At 69.9% G+C, this 25,171-nt stretch carries 25 protein-coding genes and 1 tRNA gene; 16 read left to right on the forward strand and 10 right to left on the reverse strand.

What is annotated here, in order from left to right; translation table 11 throughout:
- The first annotated feature begins 97 nt into the window (after positions 1–97).
- Together NDI79_RS09805 and NDI79_RS09810 are read left to right on the forward strand one after the other, a co-directional pair.
- Positions 98–886, forward strand: a complete 789-nt coding sequence (locus NDI79_RS09805; protein WP_310928286.1) for a helix-turn-helix transcriptional regulator — start codon at positions 98–100, stop codon at positions 884–886.
- A 41-nt stretch (positions 887–927) separates the two neighbouring features.
- Positions 928–1,590: a MogA/MoaB family molybdenum cofactor biosynthesis protein gene (locus tag NDI79_RS09810; RefSeq protein WP_310928287.1), complete on the forward strand. Its 663-nt coding sequence runs from the start codon at positions 928–930 to the stop codon at positions 1,588–1,590.
- Positions 1,591–1,624: 34 nt separating this feature from the next.
- Here the strand turns inward: NDI79_RS09810 and NDI79_RS09815 are convergent, their stop codons facing one another.
- Complete coding sequence (locus NDI79_RS09815; protein ID WP_310928288.1) at positions 1,625–3,736, reverse strand: S9 family peptidase; 2,112 nt, start codon at positions 3,734–3,736, stop codon at positions 1,625–1,627.
- A 145-nt stretch (positions 3,737–3,881) separates the two neighbouring features.
- On the opposite strand from NDI79_RS09815, the gene ilvD reads away from it, so the two are divergent.
- The 6 genes from ilvD to NDI79_RS09845 all read left to right on the forward strand — a co-directional run bounded on the left by ilvD (position 3,882) and on the right by NDI79_RS09845 (position 9,803).
- Positions 3,882–5,630, forward strand: coding sequence for a dihydroxy-acid dehydratase (ilvD, locus tag NDI79_RS09820; RefSeq protein ID WP_310928289.1), 1,749 nt, complete (start codon positions 3,882–3,884; stop codon positions 5,628–5,630).
- Positions 5,631–6,106: 476 nt separating this feature from the next.
- Positions 6,107–6,556: a DUF4212 domain-containing protein gene (locus NDI79_RS09825; protein ID WP_310928290.1), complete on the forward strand. Its 450-nt coding sequence runs from the start codon at positions 6,107–6,109 to the stop codon at positions 6,554–6,556.
- Positions 6,553–8,256, forward strand: coding sequence for a sodium:solute symporter family transporter (locus NDI79_RS09830; protein WP_310928291.1), 1,704 nt, complete (start codon positions 6,553–6,555; stop codon positions 8,254–8,256). The genes NDI79_RS09825 and NDI79_RS09830 overlap by 4 nt, the downstream gene beginning before the upstream one ends.
- A gap of 6 nt (positions 8,257–8,262) precedes the next feature.
- Positions 8,263–8,736: a universal stress protein gene (locus NDI79_RS09835; RefSeq protein WP_310928292.1), complete on the forward strand. Its 474-nt coding sequence runs from the start codon at positions 8,263–8,265 to the stop codon at positions 8,734–8,736.
- On the forward strand, positions 8,733–8,957 hold the full coding sequence (locus tag NDI79_RS09840; RefSeq protein ID WP_310928739.1) for a DUF8119 family protein: 225 nt from the start codon (positions 8,733–8,735) through the stop codon (positions 8,955–8,957). Before NDI79_RS09835 ends, NDI79_RS09840 begins: the two co-directional genes overlap by 4 nt.
- 189 nt (positions 8,958–9,146) lie before the next feature.
- On the forward strand, positions 9,147–9,803 hold the full coding sequence (locus tag NDI79_RS09845) for a dihydrofolate reductase family protein (RefSeq protein WP_310928293.1): 657 nt from the start codon (positions 9,147–9,149) through the stop codon (positions 9,801–9,803).
- 71 nt (positions 9,804–9,874) lie between these two features.
- Here NDI79_RS09845 and NDI79_RS09850 read toward each other — a convergent pair.
- From NDI79_RS09850 to NDI79_RS09880, 7 genes are all read right to left on the reverse strand, one after another.
- Positions 9,875–9,945, reverse strand: a tRNA-Pro gene (locus tag NDI79_RS09850).
- A 94-nt stretch (positions 9,946–10,039) separates the two neighbouring features.
- A complete protein-coding gene (locus NDI79_RS09855; RefSeq protein ID WP_310928294.1) occupies positions 10,040–11,134 on the reverse strand; it encodes a succinylglutamate desuccinylase/aspartoacylase family protein in 1,095 nt (364 codons plus the stop codon).
- A gap of 73 nt (positions 11,135–11,207) precedes the next feature.
- Positions 11,208–11,414 (reverse strand): hypothetical protein, encoded by a 207-nt coding sequence (locus NDI79_RS09860; protein WP_310928295.1) that lies wholly within the window; start codon positions 11,412–11,414, stop codon positions 11,208–11,210.
- A 37-nt stretch (positions 11,415–11,451) separates the two neighbouring features.
- Complete coding sequence (locus NDI79_RS09865; protein WP_310928296.1) at positions 11,452–12,324, reverse strand: RNA-guided pseudouridylation complex pseudouridine synthase subunit Cbf5; 873 nt, start codon at positions 12,322–12,324, stop codon at positions 11,452–11,454.
- A gap of 3 nt (positions 12,325–12,327) precedes the next feature.
- Complete coding sequence (gene cmk / locus NDI79_RS09870; RefSeq protein ID WP_310928297.1) at positions 12,328–12,906, reverse strand: (d)CMP kinase; 579 nt, start codon at positions 12,904–12,906, stop codon at positions 12,328–12,330.
- A 102-nt stretch (positions 12,907–13,008) separates the two neighbouring features.
- On the reverse strand, positions 13,009–13,941 hold the full coding sequence (locus NDI79_RS09875; RefSeq protein ID WP_310928298.1) for a DUF106 domain-containing protein: 933 nt from the start codon (positions 13,939–13,941) through the stop codon (positions 13,009–13,011).
- A 110-nt stretch (positions 13,942–14,051) separates the two neighbouring features.
- Positions 14,052–14,681 carry an adenylate kinase gene (locus NDI79_RS09880; protein ID WP_310928299.1) on the reverse strand — a complete coding sequence of 210 codons (630 nt, stop codon included), beginning with the start codon at positions 14,679–14,681 and terminating at the stop codon, positions 14,052–14,054.
- A gap of 216 nt (positions 14,682–14,897) precedes the next feature.
- Between NDI79_RS09880 and NDI79_RS09885 the strand changes: the two genes are divergently transcribed.
- The 5 genes from NDI79_RS09885 (at position 14,898) to NDI79_RS09905 (ending at position 20,415) form a co-directional block, all read left to right on the forward strand.
- On the forward strand, positions 14,898–15,914 hold the full coding sequence (locus tag NDI79_RS09885) for a YeiH family protein (RefSeq protein ID WP_310928300.1): 1,017 nt from the start codon (positions 14,898–14,900) through the stop codon (positions 15,912–15,914).
- Positions 15,915–16,003: 89 nt separating this feature from the next.
- Complete coding sequence (locus NDI79_RS09890) at positions 16,004–16,402, forward strand: DUF7975 family protein (protein ID WP_310928301.1); 399 nt, start codon at positions 16,004–16,006, stop codon at positions 16,400–16,402.
- A 250-nt stretch (positions 16,403–16,652) separates the two neighbouring features.
- Positions 16,653–17,135 carry a universal stress protein gene (locus NDI79_RS09895; protein ID WP_310928302.1) on the forward strand — a complete coding sequence of 161 codons (483 nt, stop codon included), beginning with the start codon at positions 16,653–16,655 and terminating at the stop codon, positions 17,133–17,135.
- A gap of 52 nt (positions 17,136–17,187) precedes the next feature.
- The gene (locus NDI79_RS09900; RefSeq protein ID WP_310928303.1) at positions 17,188–19,425 is read left to right on the forward strand and encodes an amino acid permease; all 2,238 of its coding nucleotides are present in this window, start codon (positions 17,188–17,190) and stop codon (positions 19,423–19,425) included.
- Positions 19,426–19,491: 66 nt separating this feature from the next.
- Positions 19,492–20,415, forward strand: a complete 924-nt coding sequence (locus tag NDI79_RS09905) for an alpha/beta fold hydrolase (protein WP_310928304.1) — start codon at positions 19,492–19,494, stop codon at positions 20,413–20,415.
- 295 nt (positions 20,416–20,710) lie between these two features.
- On the opposite strand, the gene NDI79_RS09910 is transcribed toward NDI79_RS09905, so the two are convergent.
- A complete protein-coding gene (locus NDI79_RS09910) occupies positions 20,711–21,799 on the reverse strand; it encodes a PAS domain-containing sensor histidine kinase (protein ID WP_310928305.1) in 1,089 nt (362 codons plus the stop codon).
- Between the two features lie 222 nt (positions 21,800–22,021).
- On the opposite strand from NDI79_RS09910, the gene NDI79_RS09915 reads away from it, so the two are divergent.
- The 3 genes from NDI79_RS09915 to NDI79_RS09925 all read left to right on the forward strand — a co-directional run bounded on the left by NDI79_RS09915 (position 22,022) and on the right by NDI79_RS09925 (position 24,154).
- The gene (locus NDI79_RS09915) at positions 22,022–23,041 is read left to right on the forward strand and encodes an AIR synthase family protein (RefSeq protein WP_310928306.1); all 1,020 of its coding nucleotides are present in this window, start codon (positions 22,022–22,024) and stop codon (positions 23,039–23,041) included.
- A gap of 134 nt (positions 23,042–23,175) precedes the next feature.
- A complete protein-coding gene (locus NDI79_RS09920) occupies positions 23,176–23,847 on the forward strand; it encodes a hypothetical protein (protein WP_310928307.1) in 672 nt (223 codons plus the stop codon).
- Positions 23,848–23,944: 97 nt separating this feature from the next.
- Positions 23,945–24,154, forward strand: a complete 210-nt coding sequence (locus NDI79_RS09925; RefSeq protein ID WP_310928308.1) for a hypothetical protein — start codon at positions 23,945–23,947, stop codon at positions 24,152–24,154.
- Between the two features lie 20 nt (positions 24,155–24,174).
- Here the strand turns inward: NDI79_RS09925 and NDI79_RS09930 are convergent, their stop codons facing one another.
- Complete coding sequence (locus NDI79_RS09930; RefSeq protein ID WP_310928309.1) at positions 24,175–25,152, reverse strand: alpha/beta hydrolase; 978 nt, start codon at positions 25,150–25,152, stop codon at positions 24,175–24,177.
- Positions 25,153–25,171 lie beyond the last annotated feature (19 nt).

Raw genomic sequence — 25,171 nt, forward strand, 5'->3', positions numbered from 1 at the left:
CGCTCGACTCCCCCGCCGGATTCCGGAACGAACAGCGGAGAGCGGGTTCGGTTGCGGAGTCACAATATTCATCACGGTCCTGTCCGACGTTCGCACGATGACTGGCCTCGGACGGTCGCTCGAAGCCGTGGTGACGAACCGCGAGCCGATTCTTCGCGCCCTCGTCCGAGGGCCGCTGAACAAACCCGAACTGACGGAGGCGGTGGACAGTTCCCGCTCCACCGTCGACCGAGCGATACGCGAACTCGTGGACGCGGGTCTGGTGGGACGCGCCGACGGGCGGTACGAGGCGACGCTGGCCGGTCGGTCCGCGCTCGACGCCGTCGAGGCGTTCCACGACCGGATGCGCGGGGTCGAGTCCGCGGCGGGCGTGCTCTCGCACCTCGGGCCGGACGCCCCCATCGACCCGGACTTCCTCGTCGGCGCCGACGTGTACGTGGCGACGCCGGAGATGCCCGACGGCGTCGTCCAGCGCCTGTTCGACAGCGTGGAGGCGGCGACGCACCTCCGCGGTATCGCTCCCGTCGCCCTCTCCGGGCATCTGAACGGGTTCTACGAGGCCGCGCGGGCGAACGACGCCCGCGTCGAGATGCTCATCGACGCCGGCGTCCTCGACAGCCTCGTCGCCACGGCCAGCACCCGAGAGACGCTCCTCGCGCAACTCCGCGACGACCGGGTGACCATCCTGCGCGGCGAGATTCCCTTCCCCTTCGGTCTGTGGCTCACCGAGTCGGAGGCCGGCGTCATGATATACAGCGACACGGGCGTCCGCGGCGTCATCGTCAACGACACCGACGACGCGTGCGCGTGGGCCGAGACGTGGTTCGAGAGGCTCTCTGCGGAGGCCCGGACCCTCACCGCTTCCGGCGTCGCGGCCGACGACTGAGGGCGCGAGAACTTTGTTCCGCGGGGGCGAACCGCCGAGTCGTGAGCGAACACGGACACGACGGAATCGGGAGCGCCGGCGACTCGCACAACCACCGAGAGCACCACGACGGCCAGCGAACGGACGAGGGCGGCGGAAGCGAAGGGGAAGGCGGAGACGGGGACGGCGAGGGGCACGACCACGAACACGACCACGAACACGAACACGACCACCACCACGACCACGACGTGTCGGACCTCGGCGTCGGCATCGTCACCGTCTCCACCTCCCGGTCCATCGAGGACGACCCCGCGGGCGACGCCATCCGCGACGCGTTCGAGGACGGCGGCCACCAGGTGACCGTCCGCGAACTCATCGACGACTCCTTCGACGGCGTCCAGTCGACGGTGAACCGCCTCGTCGACCGCGACGACGTCGACATCGTCGTCACGACGGGCGGGACGGGCGTCACGCCCGACGACGTGACCGTCGAGGCCGTCGCGGACCTGATGCACAAGACGCTGCCCGGGTTCGGCGAACTGTTCCGACGGCTCTCCTACGACGAGATAGGGACGCGCGTCGTCGGCACCCGCACGACGGCCGGCATCGCGGACCACACCCCGGTGTTCTGCCTCCCCGGCAGCGAGAACGCCGCCCGCCTCGGCGCCGAAGAGATTCTCGTCCCCGAGGCGCCGCATCTGGCGGGGTTGGCGACGCGGGAGTGAGGGCCGAACCGGCGGCAACCCGGTAACTCTTCGTCTACTCGCCGGACGCGTTCGCCGGGTCGTGCGCCTCGAACCACTCGGTCAGCGTCTCCAGTCGGTGTTTCGCCCGTTCCGGCGCGCCGATAGCGTGGTGTTCGCCGGGGTAGACGACCAGTTTCGACTCCACGCCCGCCCGCGAGACGCTGACGTACAACTGCTCGGCCTGCGCGGCCGGACAGCGCCGGTCGTCCTCGCCCGCGGTTATCAGAAGCGGCGTCGCAATCTCGTCCACATCACTGATAGTCGAGATATCGCGGTAGCGCTCCGGGTTCTCCCACGGGTACCCGAGGTCGTTCACGTACCACTGGTGCATGTCGGCCGTCCCGAAGTTCGAGTAGAAGTCGTAGATGCCGTGTTCGGGCGCCGCCGCGGCGAACGCGTCGCTCCGCGTCACGACGTGAAGCGTGTTAATGCCGCCCTGCGAGAACCCGCTGACGAACAGGCGGTCGGGGTCGGCCCACCCGCGGTCGACGAGTTCCTCGACGCCCGAGACGATGTCGTCCGCCTCGCGCGGCCCCCACTCCCCGCGGATGGACTCGGCGAACTCCCGCCCGTAGGAGGTGCTGCCGCGGTAGTTGACGGCGCAGACGACGTACCCCCGACCGGTCCAGTAGGCGTAGTCGCGGTCGAACCGCGGCGCGTCGAACCAGAGCGGTCCCCCGTGGACGTGCGCGATAGTCGCCCGCGGTTCCGGGTCGTTCGCGTCGAAGTCGGCCGGGAGGTAGACGACGGCTTCGATTTCGACCCCGTCGCCGTCCTCGAATCGAACGCGTTCGCACGAGGGCAGGGCGGCGTCGGCGAGGACCGATTCGTTCAGCGCCGTGAGTCCGACGAGTTCGGCGTCGTCGTCGGCGCTCGCATCACCCGCCGTCCCGTCCCCCTCACCGGCGTCCGCCCGAACGCCGTCCGTCGACGCCGCGAACAGGTCCTCGCCGTCGCTCGGATGGCTGAGGAGCGCCGCCGTCCGCCCGCCCGCGGCGTCGAAGTCGAGGAGGTCCCTGTCCTTACCCTGCGCGCCGAAGATTCGAACCGGGTCGTCGGCGTCGAGGGCGACGAGTCGGGCGCGGCCCCCGTCTCCGGCGCGGGCGAGGAGCGACCCCTCGTCGGTCCAGACGGGGCCACCGAGCGCCGTCCGGTCCAGCGAGTGCGAGACGGAGCGGACGGTGACCGCGCCGGAGTCGTCGGCCGCGCCGTCGACGACGTACACCTCCGTCGGCGCGCAGGCGTTCGTCGCGTCGTTCGCCGCGAACGCGAGTCGGTCGCCGTCCGGACTCCAGCGCGGACTCCCGGCCGACAGTCCGCCGTCTGTGAGCCGTTCGAGCCCCGTTCCGTCGGGCGAAATCGCGTACGCATCCTGCGCGTACGTCTCGTCGGGGCTCTCGCCGAAGCAGGAGACGAACGCGATTCGCTCTCCGGGCCCCCACGCGGGTTGCGGCCCGGCGAACGCCGCCCGCGCGCCGCGTGCGTAGGCATCGTCGAGTCGCCTCGCCTCGCGCGTCTCCCGGTCGACGACGAACAGGTACGTCCGCACGTCGTCCTGCCAGCCCTTCCCGTCGACTCTGTGCTGCGTCCGCGTCACCTCGATAGGCCCGTCGTCCCGGACGCGTTCGAGGTACTCGCGCTGTTCGTCGGTCGGGTCGCGCGCGGCGACGACCAACCGGTCGCCGTCCGGTCCCCAGTCGAACGCCTCGACGCCCTCTTCGAAGTCCGTCACCTGCCGCGCGTCGCCGCCGCGGGCGAGGTCGAACGACCACACCTGCGACTTCGGGTCCTCGTCCGCCTCGTCCGCGCCCCTCGCGTCCTCCTCCTTCGCGTCCTCTCCCCCCTCGGGCCGGACGGCGAGCGAGACGTCCTCGTCGCGGGCGGCGAGGAAGGCGAGTCGGTCGCCGTCGGGGCCCCACGCGGGGCTTCCGGCGTCGGCGACGCGCGTGAGTCGGTGCGGGTCGCGCGACCCGTCGGTCGGCACGACGAACAGCGACGTCCGCTCCTCGTCGGCGTCGACGTCGGACTCGGTGAGCAGAAACGCCGCGCGGGAGCCGTCGGGCGAGACGGTCACGGCCGACGGCGAGCGGAGTTCGAACAGCGCGTCGAGGTCCAGCGGTTCCATGCGTAGTCGCCGCCCACCGCCGCCTTCGTTCTTGCGCCGGGGGGCGTCCGCCGCCCGCGGTCGCAGCGGTCTCGATTCGACGGCCGAACCCGCGATTTCTGTCCCGGTGCGGTAGTTTAAGGCGTCCCGAGAGTTGAACTCAGATATGAGCAGTCAGAAACCCCGCGAGGAGGACGACGACGAGCGCTTCTCCAGCGGGAAGGACGAGCGCCTCCGCAGCACGGAGGTCACGGAGGGCCCCGACAAGGCCCCGCACCGCGCGATGTTCCGAGCGATGGGGTTCGACGACGAGGACCTCGGGTCGCCGATGGTCGGTATCGCCAACCCCGCGGCGGACATCACGCCGTGTAACGCCCACCTCGACGACGTGGCCGACGCCGCCGTCGAGGGCGTCGACGCGGCGGGCGGGATGCCCATCGAGTTCGGCACCATCACCATCTCCGACGCCATCTCGATGGGCACCGAGGGGATGAAGGCGTCGCTCATCTCGAGGGAGGTCATCGCCGACTCCGTCGAACTCGTCTCGTTCGGCGAGCGCATGGACGCCCTCGTCACCGTCGCCGGGTGCGACAAGAACCTCCCCGGGATGATGATGGCCGCCATCCGCACCGACCTCCCGTCGGTGTTCCTCTACGGGGGTTCCATCATGCCCGGCGAGCACCAGGGCCGCGAGGTGACCGTCCAGAGCGTCTTCGAGGGCGTCGGCACCTACGCCGAGGGCGACATGAGCGCCGACGAACTCGACGAACTGGAGCGCAACGCCTGCCCCGGCGCCGGCTCTTGCGGCGGGATGTTCACCGCGAACACGATGGCGTCCATCTCCGAAGCGCTCGGACTCGCGCCGCTCGGGTCGGCCTCCGCGCCCGCCGAGTCCGAGGAGCGCTACGACGTGGCCCGCCGCGCCGGCGAGGCCGTCCTCGAAGCCGTCGAGAACGACCGCCGACCCTCCGAAATCCTCTCGAAGGAGTCCTTCGAGAACGCCATCGCCCTGCAGGTGGCCGTCGGCGGGTCGACGAACGCCGTGCTCCACCTCCTCGCACTCGCGGCGGAGGCCGGCATCGATCTCTCCATCGAGGAGTTCGACGAGATATCGCGCCGGACGCCGAAGATAGCCAACCTCCAACCCGGCGGCACGCGCGTCATGAAGGACCTCCACGACGAGGGCGGCGTCCCCGTCGTGATTCGTCGCCTCCTCGACGCCGGCCTGTTCCACGGCGACGCGATGACCGTCACCGGCCGGACCATCGAAGAGGAACTGGAGCACCTCGACCTGCCGAGCGACGACGAGGTGGGCGGCGACTTCATCTACACCGTCGACGACCCCTACCAGGAGGAGGGCGCCATCAAGATTCTCACGGGCAACCTCGCGCCCGACGGCGCCGTCCTGAAGGTGACCGGCGACGACAAGTTCCACCACTCCGGTCCCGTCCGCGTCTTCGAGAACGAGGAGGAGACGATGCGGTACGTGCAGGAGGGGAACATCGAGTCGGGCGACGTCATCTGCATCCGGAACGAGGGGCCGAAGGGCGGCCCCGGCATGCGCGAGATGCTCGGCGTCACCGCCGCCGTCGTCGGGCAGGGCCACGAGGACGACGTAGCCCTCCTGACCGACGGGCGGTTCTCCGGCGCGACGCGCGGGCCGATGGTCGGTCACGTCGCCCCCGAGGCGGCCGACGGCGGCCCCATCGCTCTCCTCGAAGACGGCGACACGGTGACCGTCGACATCCCGAACCGCGACCTTTCCGTCGACCTCTCCGAGGAGGAACTCGAAGCCCGGAGGGAGGAGTGGGAACCGCGCGAACCCCAGTACACGACGGGCGTGCTGGCGAAGTACGGCAGCGATTTCGGCTCCGCCGCGAACGGCGCAGTGACGAATCCGGGCGCGAAGCGGTAACGTATCTACTTTTTGGTCCGGCGTTTCGAGCGAACGCGGGCGAGGAGGAGACGGGACGGCGCGGTGACGGGGTCCGTGCAAAATGATAGCACTAGACATGCTCTCAGCCCTCTTTTTGGACCGACCAAAACAGGGCGAATAAAAGGTCGGAAGGCACCCCTGGCGGTCGATTCGAAGGGGGTAACATAGTCTCTGTGGAACTGCTAATTATTCCCTATGATGAACAATTGTTATAGTACAGGAGCGGGTGTGGGGAATCGTGTCCGGTTGACGACAGCCGACGGGTGAACTCCCGGCCGTCCCGGCGATTGACGCCGCCTTCGCCCCACACCGCCGCGCCTCGCCGTCCCTCCGGGACGCAGCGAGGAGAGCGGACGCGAGGGACGTCTTCACGCGGTACCGGGACGAGCGTCGAGTCGGGGACGGCTAACGGGCTTCCACGCCGAAACGAACCGCCGGACGCGCCAGTTACAACTATGTCAGACGACAGCACACGCGAACCCGCCGACGAACCGACGGTGGAACCGGACGGCGGCGTCGCCGCCTCCGGAAGTCGGAGCCACCGAGACGTCGACTACCTCGACAGGGAGGTGAACCTCCTCCGCCCGAGCACGCCGTTCATGCGCGACCACCTGCGCATCATCTGGACCGGGTTCGCCGCCTGGGCGCTCGTCGTCTTCGGGCCGGTGACCCTGACCGCCGTCGCGCCGGGCGTGATGACGACGACGATGCCCGTCGTCGGCTTCCCGCTCCACTACTTCCTCGTCGCCATCGGGGCGCCGGTGGGAGCGCTCACTCTCGCGTTCTGGTACGCCCGCAAGCGCGACGCCCTCGACGAGGAGTACGGAATCAACCACGGGACGACCGCCGACGGACCCGACGGCGCTCCCGAGGGCACGGCCACCGACGGGGGGCGGGCCGAATGACGGGCCTCCTCGTTCCGCTCCAGAGCGGCCTGCTTCCGGAGGGGCTGAACGTCTCGTTCAAACTCGTCCCGGCCATCATGGTCACGGCCATGCTCCTGCTGTTCTTGGCCATCGGGTACGTGTTCAAGGTGGCCGACACCGAGGGAATGTGGGTCGGCGGCCGCTCCATCGGTAACGTGGAGAACGGGATGGCCATCGGCGCCAACTGGATGTCCGCGGCGTCGTATCTCGGGATGGCGGCGCTCATCGCCCTCTCGGGGTTCTACGGGCTGGCGTTCATCGTCGGCTGGTCGGCCGGCTACTTCATCCTCCTCATCTTCATGGCGGCGCAGATGCGGCGGTTCGGCAAGTACACCGCGCCGGACTTCGTCGGCGACCGCTTCAACTCCGACGGCGCCCGCGCCATCGCGGCGGTGACGACGTTCCTCATCGGGTTCGTCTACGCCATCGGGCAGGCCCGCGGCATGGGCCTCGTCGGCGTCTACATCTTCGGTGACATCGGCATCCCCGGACTGAGCGGCTACCAGTCGATGGTCGTCGCCATGATGGCCATCACCGTCGGCTATCTGACGCTGTCGGGGATGCTCGGCGCGACGAAGAACATGGCCGTCCAGTACGTCATCCTCATCGTCGCCTTCCTCGCCGGCCTCTACGTCGTCGGGTTCACGCAGGGCTACTCAACGGTGCTCCCGCAGATAGAGTACGGCGCGCTGATATCCCAACTCGGGACCGAGTTCAGCGAGCCGTTCGTCAACGAGAGCTACTACCTCTGGATCGCCACGGCGTTCTCTCTGGTCGTCGGTACCTGCGGGTTGCCGCACGTGCTCGTCCGGTTCTACACCGTCGAGAGCGAGCGGACCGCCCGCTGGTCGACGGTGTGGGGGCTCGGGTTCATCCTGCTTCTGTACCTGAGCGCGCCGGCGTTCGCCGCGTTCGGCACCGACCTCTACGCGCAGAACATCGGACCCGTCTACGGCGACCCCGGCATGACGAGCGCCGCGGGCGACGTCATCGTCGTGTTGGCGGCGCAACTGGCGAACCTTCCGACGTGGTTCGTCGGCCTCGTCGCCGCCGGCGGCATCGCCGCCGCCATCGCCACGACGGCCGGCCTGTTCATCGCCGGTTCCTCGGCCATCGCGCACGACATCTACGTCAACATCGTCAACGAGGACGCGACGCAACGCCAGCAGGTGCTCGTCGGCCGCCTCAGCATCGTCGCCTTGGGCGTGTTCACCACGCTGGCGGCGCTCGACCCCGCGGCGCCCATCGCCGCTCTCGTCTCCTACGCGTTCTCGCTGGCCGGCGCCGTGCTGTTCCCGATGTTCTTCCTCGGCCTCTGGTGGGAGAACACGAACCGGCAGGGCGCGCTGGCCGGGATGACCACCGGCCTCCTCATCTGGTTCACCCCCATCGTGAACGAGGTGCTGCCGAGCTACGGGCTGTTCGCCGGCGCGGCCGGCGCCGACGGCGTCATCTTCCCCGCCCTCGCGCAGTGGCTGCCGGCCATCGGGTCGGCGCTCGTCGCCGTGCCCGTCGTGTTCGCCGTCACCATCGGCGTCTCGCTCGTCACCGACGAACCGCCGCTGGAGACCAAGCGGATGGTCAGACAGTGTCACAGCCCCGAACCCATGGGACAGCAACAGACCGCCGAGGACGTGGTGGGCAACGACGGGAGCGGGGGGACTCCCGCGGACGACTGAGTGACAATGTACGAACACATACTCGTGCCGACGGACGGGAGCGACACCTCACGACAGGCGGTCGACCAGGCCGTCGATATCGCCGAGAAGTACGACGCGACGGTGCACGCCCTCTACGTCATCGACGTGGACGCGACGAGTTACTCGCTCGGGACGGAACAGGTCGACCGCATTCGGAGTGGCCACCTCGACGAGATGCCCGAGGTGACGGACGCGGCGAAGGAAGCCACCGGCTACGTCGCCGATGCGGCCCGCGAACGCGGCGTCTCCGTCGAGGAGCACGTCTCCGCGGGCGAACCGGCCCGCGCCATCCGGAAGTTCGTCGAGGAGCACCCGATAGACCTCGTCGTGATGGGGTCGCACGGGCGTTCGGGCCTCTCGCGCGTCGTCCTCGGCAGCGTCGCCGAGAAGGTGCTCCGTCGGACGCGACTGCCGGTGCTCGTCGTCGACAGCGAGGAAGCGGAGGGGACCGAGGCGTGAACTCCTCGTCGGGTCCCGTCGACACCCTGCGAGAGCACGGGTCGGGGATGCTCGCGGACCTCACCTTCGCCATCGCGTGGGTGGTGGCCGTCTCCCTGTTCTTCGACTTCGTGCGGGGACCGCAGTGGGCCTACTACCTGTTCATGGTCGCCGGCGTGGCGGCGTATTTCGGGTTCTTCTGGTCGCTGGACGTGGCGCGGGAGCAGCGAGAGAAGGGCTGACTGTCCCCCGCCGCTCGATGTCCCGTCCTCCGGTGCTGCCTACCGAATACCTCCGAACGGGTCGACGCCGCTCGGAGCCTCCAATCCGAACGTCCGGAAACCCTATGTGCTGGGAGATCCGGGGATTGGTGCGCCGCGCCGCCCGGTCCGGATACTATCTTTATCTCTCGCCCCGCCGTCTAGAGGCGTATGGGAAATAGCCAAGATAGTGACATGAACGGGACGCTCGTCGTGGGGGCGTTCCTCGCGCTCGACGGCGTGATGCAGGCGCCGGGAGGTCCCGACGAGGACCGCGACGGCGGGTTCGAACACGGCGGATGGACGGTCAACTACTGGGACGAGCGGATGGGCGAAGTCATGGACGAGCAGTTCGCCGGAGTCGACGCGCTGTTGCTCGGTCGGCGGACGTACGAAATCTTCGCCGCGCATTGGCCGCGCGTGGACGCCGACGGCGACCCCGTGGCGGCGAAGCTGAACAACATGCCGAAGTACGTCGCCTCCCGGACCCTCGACGCGGTGGAGTGGAACAACTCGACGCTCCTCACGGGGGACGTCGCGGAGGCCGTGGAGAACCTCAAGGAGGAACGCGGAGACGTGATTCTGGTGCAGGGGAGTCACGACCTCATCCAGACGTTACTCGCCCACGACCTCGTCGACGAGTTCTGGCTCTGGGTCTTCCCCCTCGTCTTGGGGGACGGAAAGCGGTTGTTCGGCGAGGGGACGGTCCCAGCCGCCCTCGAACTGACCGATTCCGAAACGTCGAGTACGGGCGTCCAGATGCTCCGATTCGAGCGGGCGGGCGAAATTGACTACGGCTCCTTCGCCCTCGACGACGCGGCGGAGTGACGGGACTGTCGTACCGCGACTGAGGTCGAAGTAAGGGCTTCGCTCGTCGCGTAGCGCCTCGAAAACGGATATGGGACCGCTGAGAGTCGAACTCAGGTCCTACCGACCCCATCGGCAGAGGATACCACTACCCCACGGTCCCAGGGTGTATCCGAGAGAATGCGCGTGTGACCGTTAAGTGCTTCGCTTCGAGTCGACGCCGGTACGGAATGGCACGCCGGCGGGCCGGTCGGCGGTCACTCCGACTCGGCGTTCGCGTCCCGCGGAACGACCGCGTCGCCGTCGTCGCGGACGGCCATGCTCAGCACGGGGTCGCCCTCGTAAGCGACCAATCCCTCCCGCCGGGCGACGACGTAGCCGTCGTGGCCCGTCTCGACCGTGTCTACTCTCTCTCCTTGCGGCGTCACCACGTCGGCGACGGTATCGCCCGACTCGACGGCGTCGCCGGGTTCGACGCGGTGGCGGACGAGGCCGGCCGTCTCCGTTCGGGGGTGGACGGCGCGTCGGACCGGGTAGTCCACGGGTGCGTCGGGGACGCCGACGCCGGGGTCGCCCACGTCTTCGGGGACGTCCGCCGAATCGAGCATCCCGAGTTCGACCAGGACGCCGTAGACGCCCGCGACGCCCGCCGCGCGCACTTCCTCCTCGACGACGCTGTGGCCGCCGAGTTCGACGGTGACGGCGGGGATGCCGGCGGCGTTCAGCGCCGCCCCCGCGGTGGAGCGCTGGAGCGCCTGTTCGACGTACTCGGCGGCGGGGTACTCCGTGAGGGTCGGAAAGCCGTAGGCGTCCGCGAGGCGGTCCAGTTCGGCCGACAGTTCCTCGGCCTCCGATTCGCTCCGGCGTTCGCCGTACAGCACCCGGTCCCGGATGAGAAACGGCATCGACCCGATCTGAGCCGTGTGCAGGTCGAGGAGGGCGTCGGCCGACGCCGCGAACGCCTCGTACAGTCGCTCGTCGATTCGCTCCTGGACGCCCGGCGGGCGCGAGGAGGGCGAGTCGGGGTCCGGGAAGTAGCGGTTCGGGTCGTCGTCGCCGTAGTAGGACTGCCGGGCGTTGCGGCGGAGGCCCGCGGGGTTGACCACGGGCACGCAGGCGACCGTTCCCGAGAGGTTCGCCGCGAGGTCCGCGCGCATCGCGTCCTGCGCGACGGCGACGCCGGTGGCCTCGTCGCCGTGGACGCCGCCGGTGAGCCACAGCGTCGGGCCCGCGGACTCGCCCTCGGCGACCACGAGGGGGAGGCGCTCCGTCCCGCCGGTCGGGAGGTCCGTCGCCTCGAACCAGCCGCTGACGACCGCGCCGGGTTCGGATTCGACGCTTCCAACGTGCATACTTCGGTGTCAGGGGGCGAGATGAAAAGTCGTCGGATGCAGCCGCCGTCGCTCGGTCCCGGTGCGCTCCTCATCAGAGCGGCGCGGACGGCGTCGGAAGCGCGCCTGCGACGGTGGCGAGCGCGACGGTCCCCCAGAACGTGGCGACGAACGACGGCGTCACCGCGAGGCCGACGACGTCAAGCGCGGCGACCGCGACGATGCCGAAAAATCCGAACACCGGGACCGCCCACGCGGCGTAGACGCGCCGGTCGTCGACGTCGGAATCGGGAGCGCTCACGACCGCCCGTTGCGCGCTGCGGGTGAAAAAGCCCCGCTCAGACCAGCACGCGTTCCAGCGAGACTACCTCCCCCGAGTCGGACTCGGGGTCACCGACGAGGCGGCCGAGACAGACCGCCGCGTCGTCGGGCGTCACGCAGGCGACGAGCGACCCGCGGTCGGCGTCGTCAGCGTCGAACACGCCCGGCGCGTACACCGGCGCCCCCTCGGCCACCTGTTCGGCCGCGGAGTAGGCGATGGTGACGTGCGGCAGGTGCGAGAGGGCGCGTTCGGCCGGCGCGACCACCTCGCGCAGTTCGGACTCGTCGCCCTCCTCGGCGAACGCGAGGGCGTCCGAGAGGTCGTACAGCGTCGAGAGCGCGGTGTCGTCGAACGGGTCCGTCGCGGTGCGGCGGAGGTGGCCCATGTGCGCGCCCGTGCCGGCCGCGAGGCCGATGTCGTGACAGAGCTTTCTGATATACGTCCCGCTCTCACAGCGGATGCGGAGCAGGGCCTGCCGGTCTCTGACCTCCAGCACGTCGAGGTCGTACACCTCGCGGGAGCGGAGGCGGCGCGAGACGGCGCTCTTCCGGGGCGGCTTCTGGTACACCTCGCCCTCGAACTCGGCGACGACGGCGTCGAAGTCCGACGGGACGGGCTTGTGCAGTTCCAGCACCGAGACGTACTCCTTCGAGCCCTCCAAGAACACCTGCGCCATGCGGGTGGCCTCACCCAGGAGCGTCGGCAGACAGCCCGTCACCTTGGGGTCGAGCGTGCCGGCGTGGGCCGCCCGTTCGACGTCCGTCATGTCCCGCACCCACGCGGCGACCTGGTGCGCCGAGGGGCCGGGCGGTTTGTCGAGGTTGACGACGCCGAACGACAGCAGGTCGTCGACGGAGCGCTCGCCGGGGGGACCGCGGAGGTCACTCACGGTTCAGAAGTCGTACTCGACGCCCTCGACGGGGAACTTCCCCTCGTCCTCGGCGGGGTCGTAAGCGTCGACGGCGGCTTTCAGGATGTCCGGGACGTCCGACTGGCTCCACCGGGCGGTGTTGAGCGTCACGTCGTATATCGCGAGGTCGGTGATGTCGATGTTGTAGTATTCTTGGTAGCGCAACGCCTCGCTCCGGGCGCGCGCGGCCGTCTCCTCGCGGGCGCGTTCGACCGACTTCTCCTCGCGGTCGGCGATTCGGGTCGCGCGGACGTCCAGGGGGGCGTCCAGCCACAGGCGGACGTCGGCGGCGTCGCCGGCCAACCACCCGGCGAGCCGCGACTCCAACAGCACGTCGTCGCGTTCTAGGGCGATGCTCCGGAGGCGACGGTCCAAGTCGCGGTCTATCTGTCCGTCCTCCTCGGCGAGTTTGTTGAACTCGACCGCCGTCATTCCGCGTTCGGCGGCGAGTTGGCGAAAGATGTCGCCGCCGGAGATGTGTTCGAGGTCGAACGCCTCGGCGAGCGTTTCGGCGGTCGTACTCTTTCCGGCGCCCGGTGGACCGGAGACGGTGAGCAACATAGAGACTCTCGGGCGGTCCCGCTAAAAGAGGTTGTCTTTGCCGACGGGTGTGGCGCTCCGTGTCGAACGCCGCGGCGGACGAATCGAGCGGTGCGGGCCCGATTACGACGCCGACGGCGAGATGTCGATGTTGAGGCTCTTGCGGATGATCTGGGTGAACCCCATCGAGCAGAGGAAGTACCAGACGATCCACGCCTGCATCGGTCCGACGACGCCGTCGGTCCACTCGACGCTCCCGACGAGGGGTAGCACGATGTTCCCCATCGTCACGTGCGCCTCGGCGTTGCCGCCGACGCCGATGGCCCAGTACATCCAGAGGAACGCCGGGATGGTGATGAACATGATCCACACCATCGGGCGGAACTGCTCTTTGAACATCCCCAACTGGTCGCCCATCGCCTCCATCTGCTCCTCCTGGATGGCGTCGAGCGCCTCGTCGTCGCCCGCCTCGCGGGCCTCCTTCTGCCGCTTCTGGATGTCCTTCATCCGCTCCTGGTAGGCTCCCATCTTCTCCATGTCCATGAGGTTCGCCTGCAGGAGCGTCGAGTACAGCCCCGTCGCCAGCGCGATGACCATGATGACCGCGTAGAACGGCAGCAGTTCGGTCAGCGGTCCGAGGACGACGTCCATCGCGGTGCCGATGACGTCGCGGAGGGGCTTCCAGCCGTAGGCGGCGAACAGACCCACCGTGACCACCGCCGCCATCTTGTCGTACTTCGACCACGAGGAGCCCTCGTCGTCGATGTCGGCCGAGGAGGACCCCGACGACGCCGAACTCGACCCCGACGACGACGCCGTGGCCTCCTCCAGACCGGCGCGCGTCGCCTCGGGGTCGGCGAGTTCGAAGCCCTCGTCGCCGTCGACGAGGATGCCCTTCTCGATGAGCCGACCCCAGTGGCCGCTCGTGATGTCTCCTTTCACGTCGACCCACCGGACGTCGCCGTCGTCGGCCCGTTCGAGGACGGTCTCGACGGCGCTCCGCATCTCCGGGTCCGAGGAGACGAGGTCCCGCACCTTCGCTTCGATTCGTGCCATTGCCGAGAGAGTAGTTACTCACCGGTAATCAAGCTTTTACTCTCCGTCTCCGCGCATCGTCGTCGAGAACTCGCGCGGGGGAGCGAGTCGCTCCGGCGCGTGCGCCCCTCTCAGGCGTCCTCGACCACGTCGGCCACGTCCTCGAACACTTCGTCCGGCGTCTGCTCGCCGTCCACTTCGACGAGGACGCCCCGGTCGCGGTAGTGTTCGACCACGGGCGAGGTGTTCTCGTGGTAGACGTTCAGTCGCTCCCGGACCGTCTCCTCGGTGTCGTCGTCCCGTTGGACGAGTCGGCCGCGAATCTCCTCGTCGTCGGGCATGTCGAACTCGGTGTGGTAGATGTCGCCCGTGTCGGGGTCGAGGCGGCGACCGGTGAGGCGGCGGACGAGTTCGTCCTCGTCGACGTCGAGGTAGACGACGGCGTCGAGGTCGGTGATCTCCGAGAGGTACTGGGCCTGGTCGAGGTTGCGCGGGTAGCCGTCGAGGACGTACCCGTCCGCATTCTGCAGGGCGGTCTTGACTATCTCGTTGACCACGTCGTCGGGGACGAGTTCGCCCGCGTCCATGTACTCCCGCGGCGTGTCGTACTCGAAGTCCATGTGACCGATGTCCATGTCCTTGTTCGCCCGGAGGGCGTCGCCGGTCGTCACGTGTTCGAGGTCGAACTCGTCGGCGAGTCGCTTCGACTGCGTTCCCTTCCCGGCGCCGGGGGCGCCGAGCAGCAGAATGTGCTTACCCATGTTCGACCCATCCCGGGCCGTTGGTATAACGTTGAAGAAAGCGTCCGTCCTTTCGCGTTCCTCCCGCCCGGCCGCGCGGCCGTCCGACCGGCGTCCGACACGACATCAACACAGTCAGGGTCCCGCGCGAACGAAGCCCGCACAGATGCCCAACGCGACGTTTCCGACCGCCCCCGCCGTCACGCGGGCGACCCTCGACCCGGTCGCCCGTCGCCCGTGAGCGACGGCGCGGTCGCCCGGCGCGCCGGGTCGCTCGCCGCCGCCGTTCCGGGACTGCTCCTCCTCGCGGCGCTGGCCGGCCTCGCCTCCCTCGTCGCCGGCGCGGTACCCGGACTGAACGCGCTCCTCCTCGCGGTAGCGCTCGGTGCGCTGGTCGCCAACACGGTCGGCGTCCCCGACCGGGCCGCCGCGGGGGTCGGGTTCCGCGGCGTCCTCCTCGAAGCCGGTATCGTCCTGCTCGGCGCGCGCGTCGCGTTCGCCGAACTCGTCGCGACCGGTCCCGTCGTGCTCGGCCTCGCCGTCGCGGCCGTCGTCTTCGGCGTCACGTTCGTCGAGTCGCTCGCCCGGCGAGCGTTCGGCCTCCGGCGCGAGACGGCGTCGCTGCTCGCCGCGGGCGCGAGCGTCTGCGGCGTCTCAGCCGCGACGGCCATCGCGGGCACCATCGACGCCGACGGGGAGTCGCTGGCGCACGTCGTCGCCGCCATCCTGCTGTTCGACGCGGTGACGCTGGTCGCCTTTCCCGTGGCCGGCGACCTGCTGAACCTCTCCTCCCGTCAGTTCGGCGTCTGGGCCGGCCTGAGCATGTACAGCACCGGCCCGGTCACCGCCGCCGGGTTCGCCCACTCCGCCGCGGCCGGACAGTGGGCGACGGTGACGAAACTGGCGCGGAACTCGCTGCTCGGCGCCGTCGCCCTCTGGTACGCGTTCCGCTACGCCGACCGCTCGGCGGGGTCGGGGTCGCGGGCGGCGTCGCTGCTCGACGGCGTTCCGAACTTCCTCGCCGGGTTCGCGTTCGTCGCCCTCGCTGCCAACGCGGGGCTGCTCTCGCCGGCGATGCTCGCCGCTCTCGAAACCGCGAGCGACGCCCTGTTCGCCCTCGCGTTCGCGGGTCTCGGACTCGACGTCCGCCTCGGCGCGATGCGGGAGGCCGGCCTCGCACCGGTTGCGGTGCTCGGCGTATCGCTCCTCGTCGTCTCCGCCCTCGCCCTGACCGCCGTGGTGACGCTCCTGTGACCCGTCTGCGACCGCCCGCGACTCCGCCGTGGCTCCGCCGTGACTCCGCTCCCGACCGTTTTTCTACGGACGGCGACGAAGGGGTGAGCATGACCAGATTCGACGCCGACGACGCGACCGAACGCCGAAAGCTGTTCGCGGAGGCGGTGACCGCTCACCGGGAGCGCGCGAGTCCGTTCTTCACCGTCGAAGTCGACTCGGACCCCGCGGCCGACGGCGAGAACGCGCCCGCGCCGTGGGTGCAGTTCGCCGACGGGACGTTCAACATGGACGTGACCGACGAGGAACTCGAACGGGCGAAGTCGCTGCTCTCGGAGTTCCCCGAGTTCCGCATCGACAAGATGGAGTCGCCCGAAGAGTCCGAGGGAACGAACCTCCGCGTCACCGCGCGGTCGGACGCGAACCGCCTCGCGGCGTTCGTCGACCGGGTCTTCCGCGAGGTGTACGGCCGCGGCGACGACTACCGCGCGTGGGTCGCCGCCGTCTGAACCGACGGGTCTCGGAGCGTTCGACGGGGCGCCGGGGCGCCAGCGGTTTGCGAACCCCTAAAGTCGATGGGGGAGAACATCTCATCTATGACCACACGGCACACCCGTTCACGCACGTCCCGTCCGAGCGAACCGAACCGAACGCGCGGCGGATCCCACCTCGGCGGCGATGGCTCGGGAGTGTTCCCGTCTCCGTCTCCGTCTTCGTCGACGACGCTCGGCCGCCCCGTGAGCGGCGGCGGTGGTCGACATGGCTGAGAACCCCGCGGCCGGTGACGACCCCGCCACACCGTCCCTGTTCGCCCGACCGCTCGTTCCCGTCGCGGGGACGGACGACGCCGCGGCGACGGCGAGCGCCCTCCTCCCGCGCGTCGCCGCCGTCGGCGGCCGACCCGTCTTCCTCCACGTCGTCGAGAAGGCCGGCGGCGCGCCCGACAAGGCCTCCGTCGAGCAGCGGGAGGAACTCGCCGCCGAGATGTTCGAGCACGTCGAAGCGGCGGCCGCGGACGCCGGCGTCGACGCGGAGACCGAACTCCGCTACGGCACGGACGTCGCCGAGACCATCGTCGACGCCGCGCACGACGCGGACGCGACGTGCATCGCGTTCACCCCGCGCGGCGGCAGCAAGTGGTGGGACCTGTTCTCCGGCGACGTCCGCGAGTCGCTCGTGGCCGAGAGCGACCTGCCGGTGGTCGTTCTCCCGGACGTCCGCGAGGAGGGACCCGACGCGTGAGCGGCGGTCGTTCTCAGCGATTCGCGCCCGCGCCGTGCGGGGGTGACGCGGCGTGAGCGGCGGAGACGAGGAACTCGCGAAGGACCTCGGGCCCCTCGCGGCCCTGACCATCGGCGTCGGGACGATGATCGGCGCGGGCATCTTCGTGCTGCCCGGCCCCGCCGTCGCGCAGGCCGGCCCCCTCGCCGCCGCGGCGTTCGTTCTCGGCGGCGCAATCGCCCTGCTGACCGCGCTCTCGGCCTCCGAACTCGGCACGGCGATGCCGAAGTCCGGCGGGGCGTACTACTACGTCAACCACGCCCTGGGCCCCCTGTTCGGCAGCGTCGCCGGGTGGGCCAATTGGATGGGGCTGGCGTTCGCCTCGGCGTTCTACATGACCGGGTTCGGCCAGTACGTCACGACGTTCCTGCCCGTCCCCGACCTGTCGCTCGGGTTCGTCACGGTGTCGGCGGTGAAACTCGTCGCCCTCGCGGGCGCGGCGCTGTTCGTCTTCGTCAACTACGTCGGCGCGAAGGAGACGGGCAAACTGCAGAACTACATCGTCGTTACCCTCGTTGGCATCCTCGCGGTGTTCACGGCGTTCGGCGCGATGAACGCGGACCTGTCGTCCCTCAGACCCATCGTCCCGCCGGACAAGGGCATCTCCCCGCTGCTTCCGGTGACGGGGCTGGTGTTCGTCTCGTATCTCGGCTTCGTCCAGATCACGTCGGTCGCCGAGGAGATTCAGGAACCGGGCAAGAACCTCCCGCGGGCCGTCATCGGGAGCGTCCTCATCGTCACGACGGTGTACGCCCTGGTCCTCGTGACCGTCCTCGCGGCGGTTCCGAACAGCGTCGTCGCCAACAACGACACCGCCGTCGTCGACGTGGCGCGGATGCTCATCGGACCGGTCGGCGCCGCCGCGATGCTGTTCGGCGGCCTCCTCGCGACCGCCTCCAGCGCCAACGCCTCCATCCTCGCCTCCTCGCGCATCAACTTCGCGATGGGCCGAGACCGAATCGTCAGCACCGAACTCAACGAGATCCACCCGCGGTTCGGGACGCCCTACCGCTCTATCGCCATCACGGGCGGGTTCATCTTCGCGTTCATCCTCCTCGCGGACGTGGAGACGCTCGCGACCGCCGGGAGCGTCCTCCACCTCATCATCTACGGCCTGCTCAACATCGCGCTCATCGTGATGCGGACGGCCGACCCCGAGGACTACCAGCCCGACTACACGGTCCCGCTCTACCCGTTCACGCCGATTCTCGGCATGATAACCTCGTTCGCGCTCATCTACTTCTTCGCGAGCAACGTCATCCTCCTCGCCGTCGGCTTCACGGTGTTCGCGGCGGTGTGGTATCTCGCCTACGCCCGCTCGCGGGCGACGAAGCAGGGTATCCTCGGGCAGTACGTCCTGAGCCGCCGCGAGGAGGTCCCCGACGCCGCCGTCTCGGCCGCCTCCTCGGTCCAACCCGACGGCGGCACCTACCGCGTGATGGTCCCCCTCGCCAACCCGGCGAACCAGACGGACCTCATCACGCTCGCCAGCGCCCTCGCGAAGGCCCGCGACGGCACCGTCGTCGCCGTCCACATCGAGCAGGTGCCCGACCAGACGGCGCTCGAATCCGCCCGCGAACGCGGGGACTTCGCGGAGGCGGACGAAATCCTCGAACGCGCCCGCGACAGCGCCGAGACGTTCGACGTGCCGATAGAGACGCACACGATTCTCTCGCACCGCTCGTTCGAGGAGGTGTTCGACGCGGCGCGGACGTACGACGCCGACCTCACCGTCATGGGGTGGGGTCCGGACTCCCACGGCGCCCCCGGGCGCGCCGAGTCCGCCATCGACGAACTCGCCAGTTCGCTCCCCTGCGACTTCCTCGTCCTGCGCGACAGAGGGTTCGACGCCTCGCGGATTCTGGTCCCGACGGCCGGCGGCCCGGACTCGGACCTCTCGGCCGCCGTCGCGGCGACGCTCCGCGAGCGGTACGACTCGACGGTCGCTCTCCTCCACGTCGCCGACGACGCCGCCGAGGGCGAGCAGTTCCTGACCGAGTGGGCCGAGGGGCACGGCCTCTCCGACGCCGAACTCATCGTCGAGGAGTCCGACGACGTGGAGGCGTGCATCGAACGCCACGCCGAGGACGCGACGATGCTCGTCATCGGCGCCACCGAACGCGGCCTGCTCTCCCGCCTCGTCCGCGGGACGCTCGTCCTCGACGTCGTCAACGACGTTGACTGCTCGGTCCTCCTGGCCGAACGCTCGCGGGAACGCTCGCTCCGCGAGCGACTGCTCGGGAGGGAGTGACGCGGGCGGGCACCGACGTTCCCGCTCCGCGGGAGGGTATTTCCCGGCGCGCGACGTACTCCGTTTATGCCATCGAGAGCCTCCGCTTCCGCCGTCGACGGCGGCGTCACGCCGGATGTGTTACAGCTACGAGCCGAGTCGACGCTCCTCGACGTCGGCGACGTTGATCTGCACGTCGTCACCGCCGGCCCGGAGGACGGCGAACCCGTCGTGCTCCTCCACGGCTTCCCGGAGTTCTGGTACGGCTGGCACGAGTACGTCGAACCGCTCGCCGCCGAGGGCTACCGCGTCGTCGTCCCCGACCAGCGCGGCTACCACCTGAGCGAGAAACCCGAGGCCGTCTCCGCCTACCGTCCGGACGAACTGGCGGGCGACGTGCTCGGACTCCTCGACGCCCTCGACCTCTCGCGGGCCCACCTCGTCGGCCACGACTGGGGCGCGTTCGTCGCGTGGTGGGTGAGCCTCCACCACCCCGAGCGCGTCCGGACGCTCTCGGCGGCGAACGTCCCCCACCCGACGGCGTTCCGGCGGGCGCTCCGAAACGACTGGGAGCAGCGGTTCAAGAGCTGGTACGTCCTGTTCTTCCAGCTTCCGCGGCTCCCAGAGGCGCTGGCGAGCGTCGGCGGCTACCGCGGCGTCTGCGACCTGATGCGCCGGACCAGCCAGCCGGGGACGTTCAGCGCCGCCGACTTCGACTGCTACCGCGCGGCGTGGTCGCAACCGGGCGCGTACCGGTCGATGCTCAACTGGTACCGCGCCATCGCCCGGACAAACCCCCGCCCGCGGACCGAACGCGTCGAGGTGCCGACGCTCGTGCTCTGGGGGGCGAAGGACGCCTTCCTCACCCGCTCGCTCGCCCTGCAGAGCGTCGAGTACTGCGAGCGGAGCCACCTCGTCGTCCTCGACGACGCGACCCACTGGATACAACACGAAGAGCCCGTCCGCGTCCGGCGGGAACTCACCGACCACTTCGAGTCGAACCCGGAGTGACCGGGTCGGGAGGCCGAAACTCGACGCCGGTCCGGCGGATTCGACGAAGTCGTCGGATTCGACGGAACCGCCGGAGACGTGCGTGAGTCTATATACCACCACCGAGGCGACTTAGCGACTTACTTAACCCAGGACGGAATACGTACACTTGAGGCGGAACCGAGGTCGCGTTCCCGGGACTGGATGACCCCGCACGATACTACCTCGTTCGCGTCTCCTTCATGAGTCGACCGGTCGCCCCCCGTGCGACCGGGAGCTTTTCTCCGTTCCGAGCGGCGGCGCTATCGGCTCCCGGCTACCGGTTCGCCGCGCGGTCGAAGACGACGTCGAAGCGCGCGCCGCCCGTCCCGCTCTCGTCGACGCCGATTCGCCAGTCGTGGGCGTCGGCGATGGCCGTGACGATGGCGAGACCGAACCCGGTGCCGTCGGCGCTGCCGGTGACGCCGTACTCGAACACCGAATCGCGGCGGTCCGGCGGGATTCCGGGGCCGTCGTCCGCGACGTAGAACCCCTCGTCGGTGCCGCCGATTTCGACCGTCACGCCGTCGCCGGCGTGCGTCTTGGCGTTGTCGAAGAGGTTCTCGAAGAGCCGACAGAGCCCTTCCTCGTCGGCCGACACGGTCTCCGGCGGGTCGACGAACCGCAGCGCTCCCCCCTCGGGGCCGGCCACCCGCCACGCCCGCTCTGCGGTCTCCCGGAGCGGAACCTGCGCTCGCTCCACGCCGCGGGCGCCCTCGCGCGCGAGCGTCAGCGCCTCGTCGATGCGGTCGTTCATGCGGAGCAGCGACTGGTAGGCGGTGTCGAGGTGGGGGTGCGCGTCGCCGGGGTAGCGCGCGCGAGCGACGTCGAGTTGCGCGAGCGCCGCGCTGAGCGGGTTTCGGAGGTCGTGGGAGACGCTGCTGGCGAACGCCGTCAGCCGCTCGTTGCGCCGTTCGAGCGACCGCGTCTCCGAGCGGTAGTCGGTCACGTCGCGGACGACGACGGCGTAGCCCTCCTCGTCGGTGACGCTCGGCGACATCGGCATCTCGGGGGCGCTCTCGTCGGGTTCGAGCGACGTGACCGCGACGTGGGCGTCGTACGCCTCGCCGTCGGCGTCGCGGGCGACGCACTCGACTTCGATCCGACCCGCCGCGTCGGCCTCTTCGAGGAGCGTGGCCGCCGGAATGTCGGCGTCGAGGACGGTGTCCAGGTCCGTTCCGCGGGCGCTCGTCCGGTCGTACCCCGTCAGTCGGCGGGCGCTCGCGTTCCACGTGGTCACGTCGCCGTCGGCGGCGAGGAGGACCACTGCCGCGTCGACGGCCCGTTCGATGAGCTTTCGGTAGTCCTCGTCGCTGCTCTCGCCGGCCGAGGGGCTGACGTCGGGCAGGGCCCCGTCGTCGCTCACGGCGTCCCTCCCGCGAGCGAGCGCCGTCGGGCGCTGCTGTCGGTGGGCGCCACGCGGGATTGCCGCCTCCGACCCTTCGTCGGGGCGTCGGGGACCGAGGCGCCCGGTTCGCGTCCGGATGACATCGAATTGTCCGTACCGAGGAAACATCGTACCGTATATTTTACGGCTGCTCCTGCGCTCTAACGGCACGTTGAAACCGCACGCCCCAGTCTCTCCGGTATGACCGACCTCGGAAAGGTGGACCGGGAGTTCTTCGACCGCTACGTCTTCTCGAACCTCGGCGCCGACCGCGAGGACGTCGCCGTCGGCCCGACTCACGGCGTCGACTTCGGCCTCCTGAACCTCGACGGCACGGCCGTCGCCGTCGCCGCCGACCCCGTCTCCGTCCTGCCGGGTCTCGGCCTCGCCCGCGCCGGCCGGTTCGCGCTCGATTTCGTCCTCGCGGACGTGGCCGTCTCGGGCCTGCCGCCGTCGCACCTCGCCGTCTCCTTTACGCTCCCGCCCGAGTTCTCCGACGACGACTTCGCCGAACTCTGGACCGCGATGCACGAGGAGGCCGAGGCGCTGGGTGTCAGCATCGTCACCGGCCACACCGCCCGCTACGCCGACTGCTCGTTCCCGTGGGTCGGCGGCGCCACCGCTCTCGCCGTCGGCGACCCGGCGGACGTCATCCGCCCCGACGGCGCCCGCGTCGGCGACGACCTGCTGGTCACGAAGGGGCCGGCCGTGGAGGCGACGGGGCTGCTCACGACGCTGTTCCCCGAGCAGTTCGACCTCTCGCCCGAGACGCTCGCGTCGGCGCAGTCGCGGGTGGACGAGACCGACTGCGTCCGCGACGCGATGACCGCCGCGGCCGCCGGCGGCGTCCACGCCATGCACGACGCGACGGAGTGCGGCCTGTTCGGCGCGCTCAACGAAGTCGCCGACGGCGCGGGCGTCCGCCTCGACGTCGATACGGACGCGGTTCCGTTCCGGCCGAGCGTCCGCGAGGTGTGCGACTATCTGGGCATCGACCCGTGGACGGCGACGACGGGGGGGACGCTCGTGCTCGCCGTCGACCCCGACGCGACCGACCGGGTCGTCTCCGCGCTCGAATCCGAGGGGACGCCCGTCGGCGTCGTCGGGACGGTGCGCGAGGGCTCCGGCGTCGTCGTCGACGGCGAGGCGGTTCCGCACCCGGACGTCGACCCCTCGTGGGCGGCGTACGAGGAGTTGGCGCGGCGGAGCGAGGTGCGGTGAGGTAACGGCGGTTCGACGGTCGCGGTCGCGCCCCGTTCACCCGGTTCACTCGTTGCGGCGTTTCGGTATCTCTCGGGGTCGAAACCCACCAGTTCGCCCGAACAACAGTGATTATCTCGCAGGTCGTCCGGGCAGTGAGTAGACAGTACTCGGAGGAGACGATGAACGAGGACAGTTCGGCGGAGAGCGGAGTATCGCGAACCCGGAGAACGTACCTGAAGGCTCTCGGCGCCGTCGCGGGGGCGGCCGTCGGTCTACGGACCGGGACGGGTTCGACAGCGGCTCAGAGCGCCGAGGCCATCTATCAGGGAGTCGCGGAGACGGCCATCGTCGTCGGCGACGGCATCTCGGTCGCGGAGCAGAACTACCGGCGGGACGTGATACTCGCGTTCGGTCCGCCGAAGCAGGGCGGACTGAGCGAGACGAACCCGTTCCACCTGTTCGTGGGCCCGGCGAACAGAAACGAGACGGGACTGCCGGGACACTACGAGATTCACTCGGCCGCGCTGGTGGGGACCGACCTGTTCCAGTACTGGGAGCTCCGCTCCGGGGACGGCGCGTTCGAGGGAACGCTCACCGACCCGCACGACGCCGAGGCTCTCGTCTGGAACGTCGTCAACGTCGAACGCGCGTTGGTTCCCGGTCGGTCGAGCCTCGGCGTGGTCACCACGACGCTCGGCATGGGCGCGGGAACTCGGCTCGTCGGCGCGGTGACCGAGGACACGGCGGACGTGCGGCTTCAGGGCGAGACCATCGACCGCTTCACCCGGTTCAGCTCGGTCATCTCGGCGGCGCGCCTCGCGTAACCGCGCCGAGAGTTCGGTACGTTCCGTGTGTTCCGCGCGTCCGGCGCGCCGTCGAAGGGACAACGTTCAACCCCGACTCCGTCGAACCCTCCCACGGATGAACCGGAGCGACTTCGTGAGACTCTCGTTTCTCGCGTTCGGGCTGATACTTCTGAGCTTCGTGATTCTCGGCCTCTCGCGCATCGCGCTCCCCTACCGCACCGCGCAACTGCTCTCGGCCCCGACGATGCTTCTCGCGGCGCTCCTGGTCGCCTACCTGTTCGTCCGCGCCGCCCTCTCTCGGGCCGGACTCTGGCGCATCGAGTGAGCGATAGTCGCGAACTCACTCTAGAACTCGGCGAGCCGTCCCGCGACCCGGTCGAGCGCCTCGTCCGCGGCCTCGACCTCCGCCGCGAGGCTGAGGAAGCCGTGGACCATCGCGGGGTAGTGCTGGTGGACGACGCCCACCCCCGCCTCGCGGAGCCGCGCGGCGTAGTCGGTCCCCTCGTCCCGAAGGGGGTCGAACCCGCCCGTCACGACGCACGCGGGCGGCGTCGCCGCGAGGAGTTCCTCGTCGGCCAGTCGCGGCGCGGCGAACGGGTTGTACCTGTCCACGTCGCTCCGAAGGTAGTGGTCGCGGAACCACGCCATGTCGGCGCGCGAGAGCAGCGGTCCGTCGGCGTTCTCCTCGTAGGAGTCGGCGTCGAACGTCTGCGCGAGGATCGGATAGAGGAGGAGTTGACCGCTCGGCGTCGGGACGCTCTCGACGTCGTCGTCGCCGTCTTCGTCCCCGCCCTCGCCGACGGCGGCGCGGAGAGAGACGACGGCCGCGAGGTTGCCGCCGGCGCTCGTCCCCCCGACGACGACGTTCTCCGCGTCTCCGCCGAGCGACCCGGCGCGCCCGCGGACCCACTCGTAGGCGGCGACGGCGTCGTCCAACGGTTCCGGGAACGGATGTTCGGGCGCGAGTCGGTAGTCGACGCTGACGACGAGGCGGCCCGACCGGTCAGCGAGGCGCCGGCAGATGCCGTCCGCGGAGTCGAGCGTTCCGAGCGTCCACCCGCCGCCGTGGTAGAAGACGAGGACGCCGCGGGTCTCTTCCGGTGCGGGGTGGTACGTCCGCACCGGAATCGGCCCGCGCGGCCCCGGAATCGAGAACTCCCGGACCCGCTCGACCGCCGGCGGGTCCGTCGCCGCGAACGCCTCGTCCTCGACGGTCCGGGCGCTCTCGACCGACAGCGAGTGCCACGGCGGCAGTCCCTCGCGCTCGAACGTCTCCACGGCGTCTCGGACTTGCGGGTCCATCTCGGGGGCGTGGCGCTCCATACCGGAGGGCCGCGGTGCG

Origin of the sequence: Halogeometricum sp. S3BR5-2, assembly GCF_031624635.1 — an archaeon.
Taxonomy (GTDB): Archaea; Halobacteriota; Halobacteria; order Halobacteriales; family Haloferacaceae; genus Halogeometricum; species Halogeometricum luteum.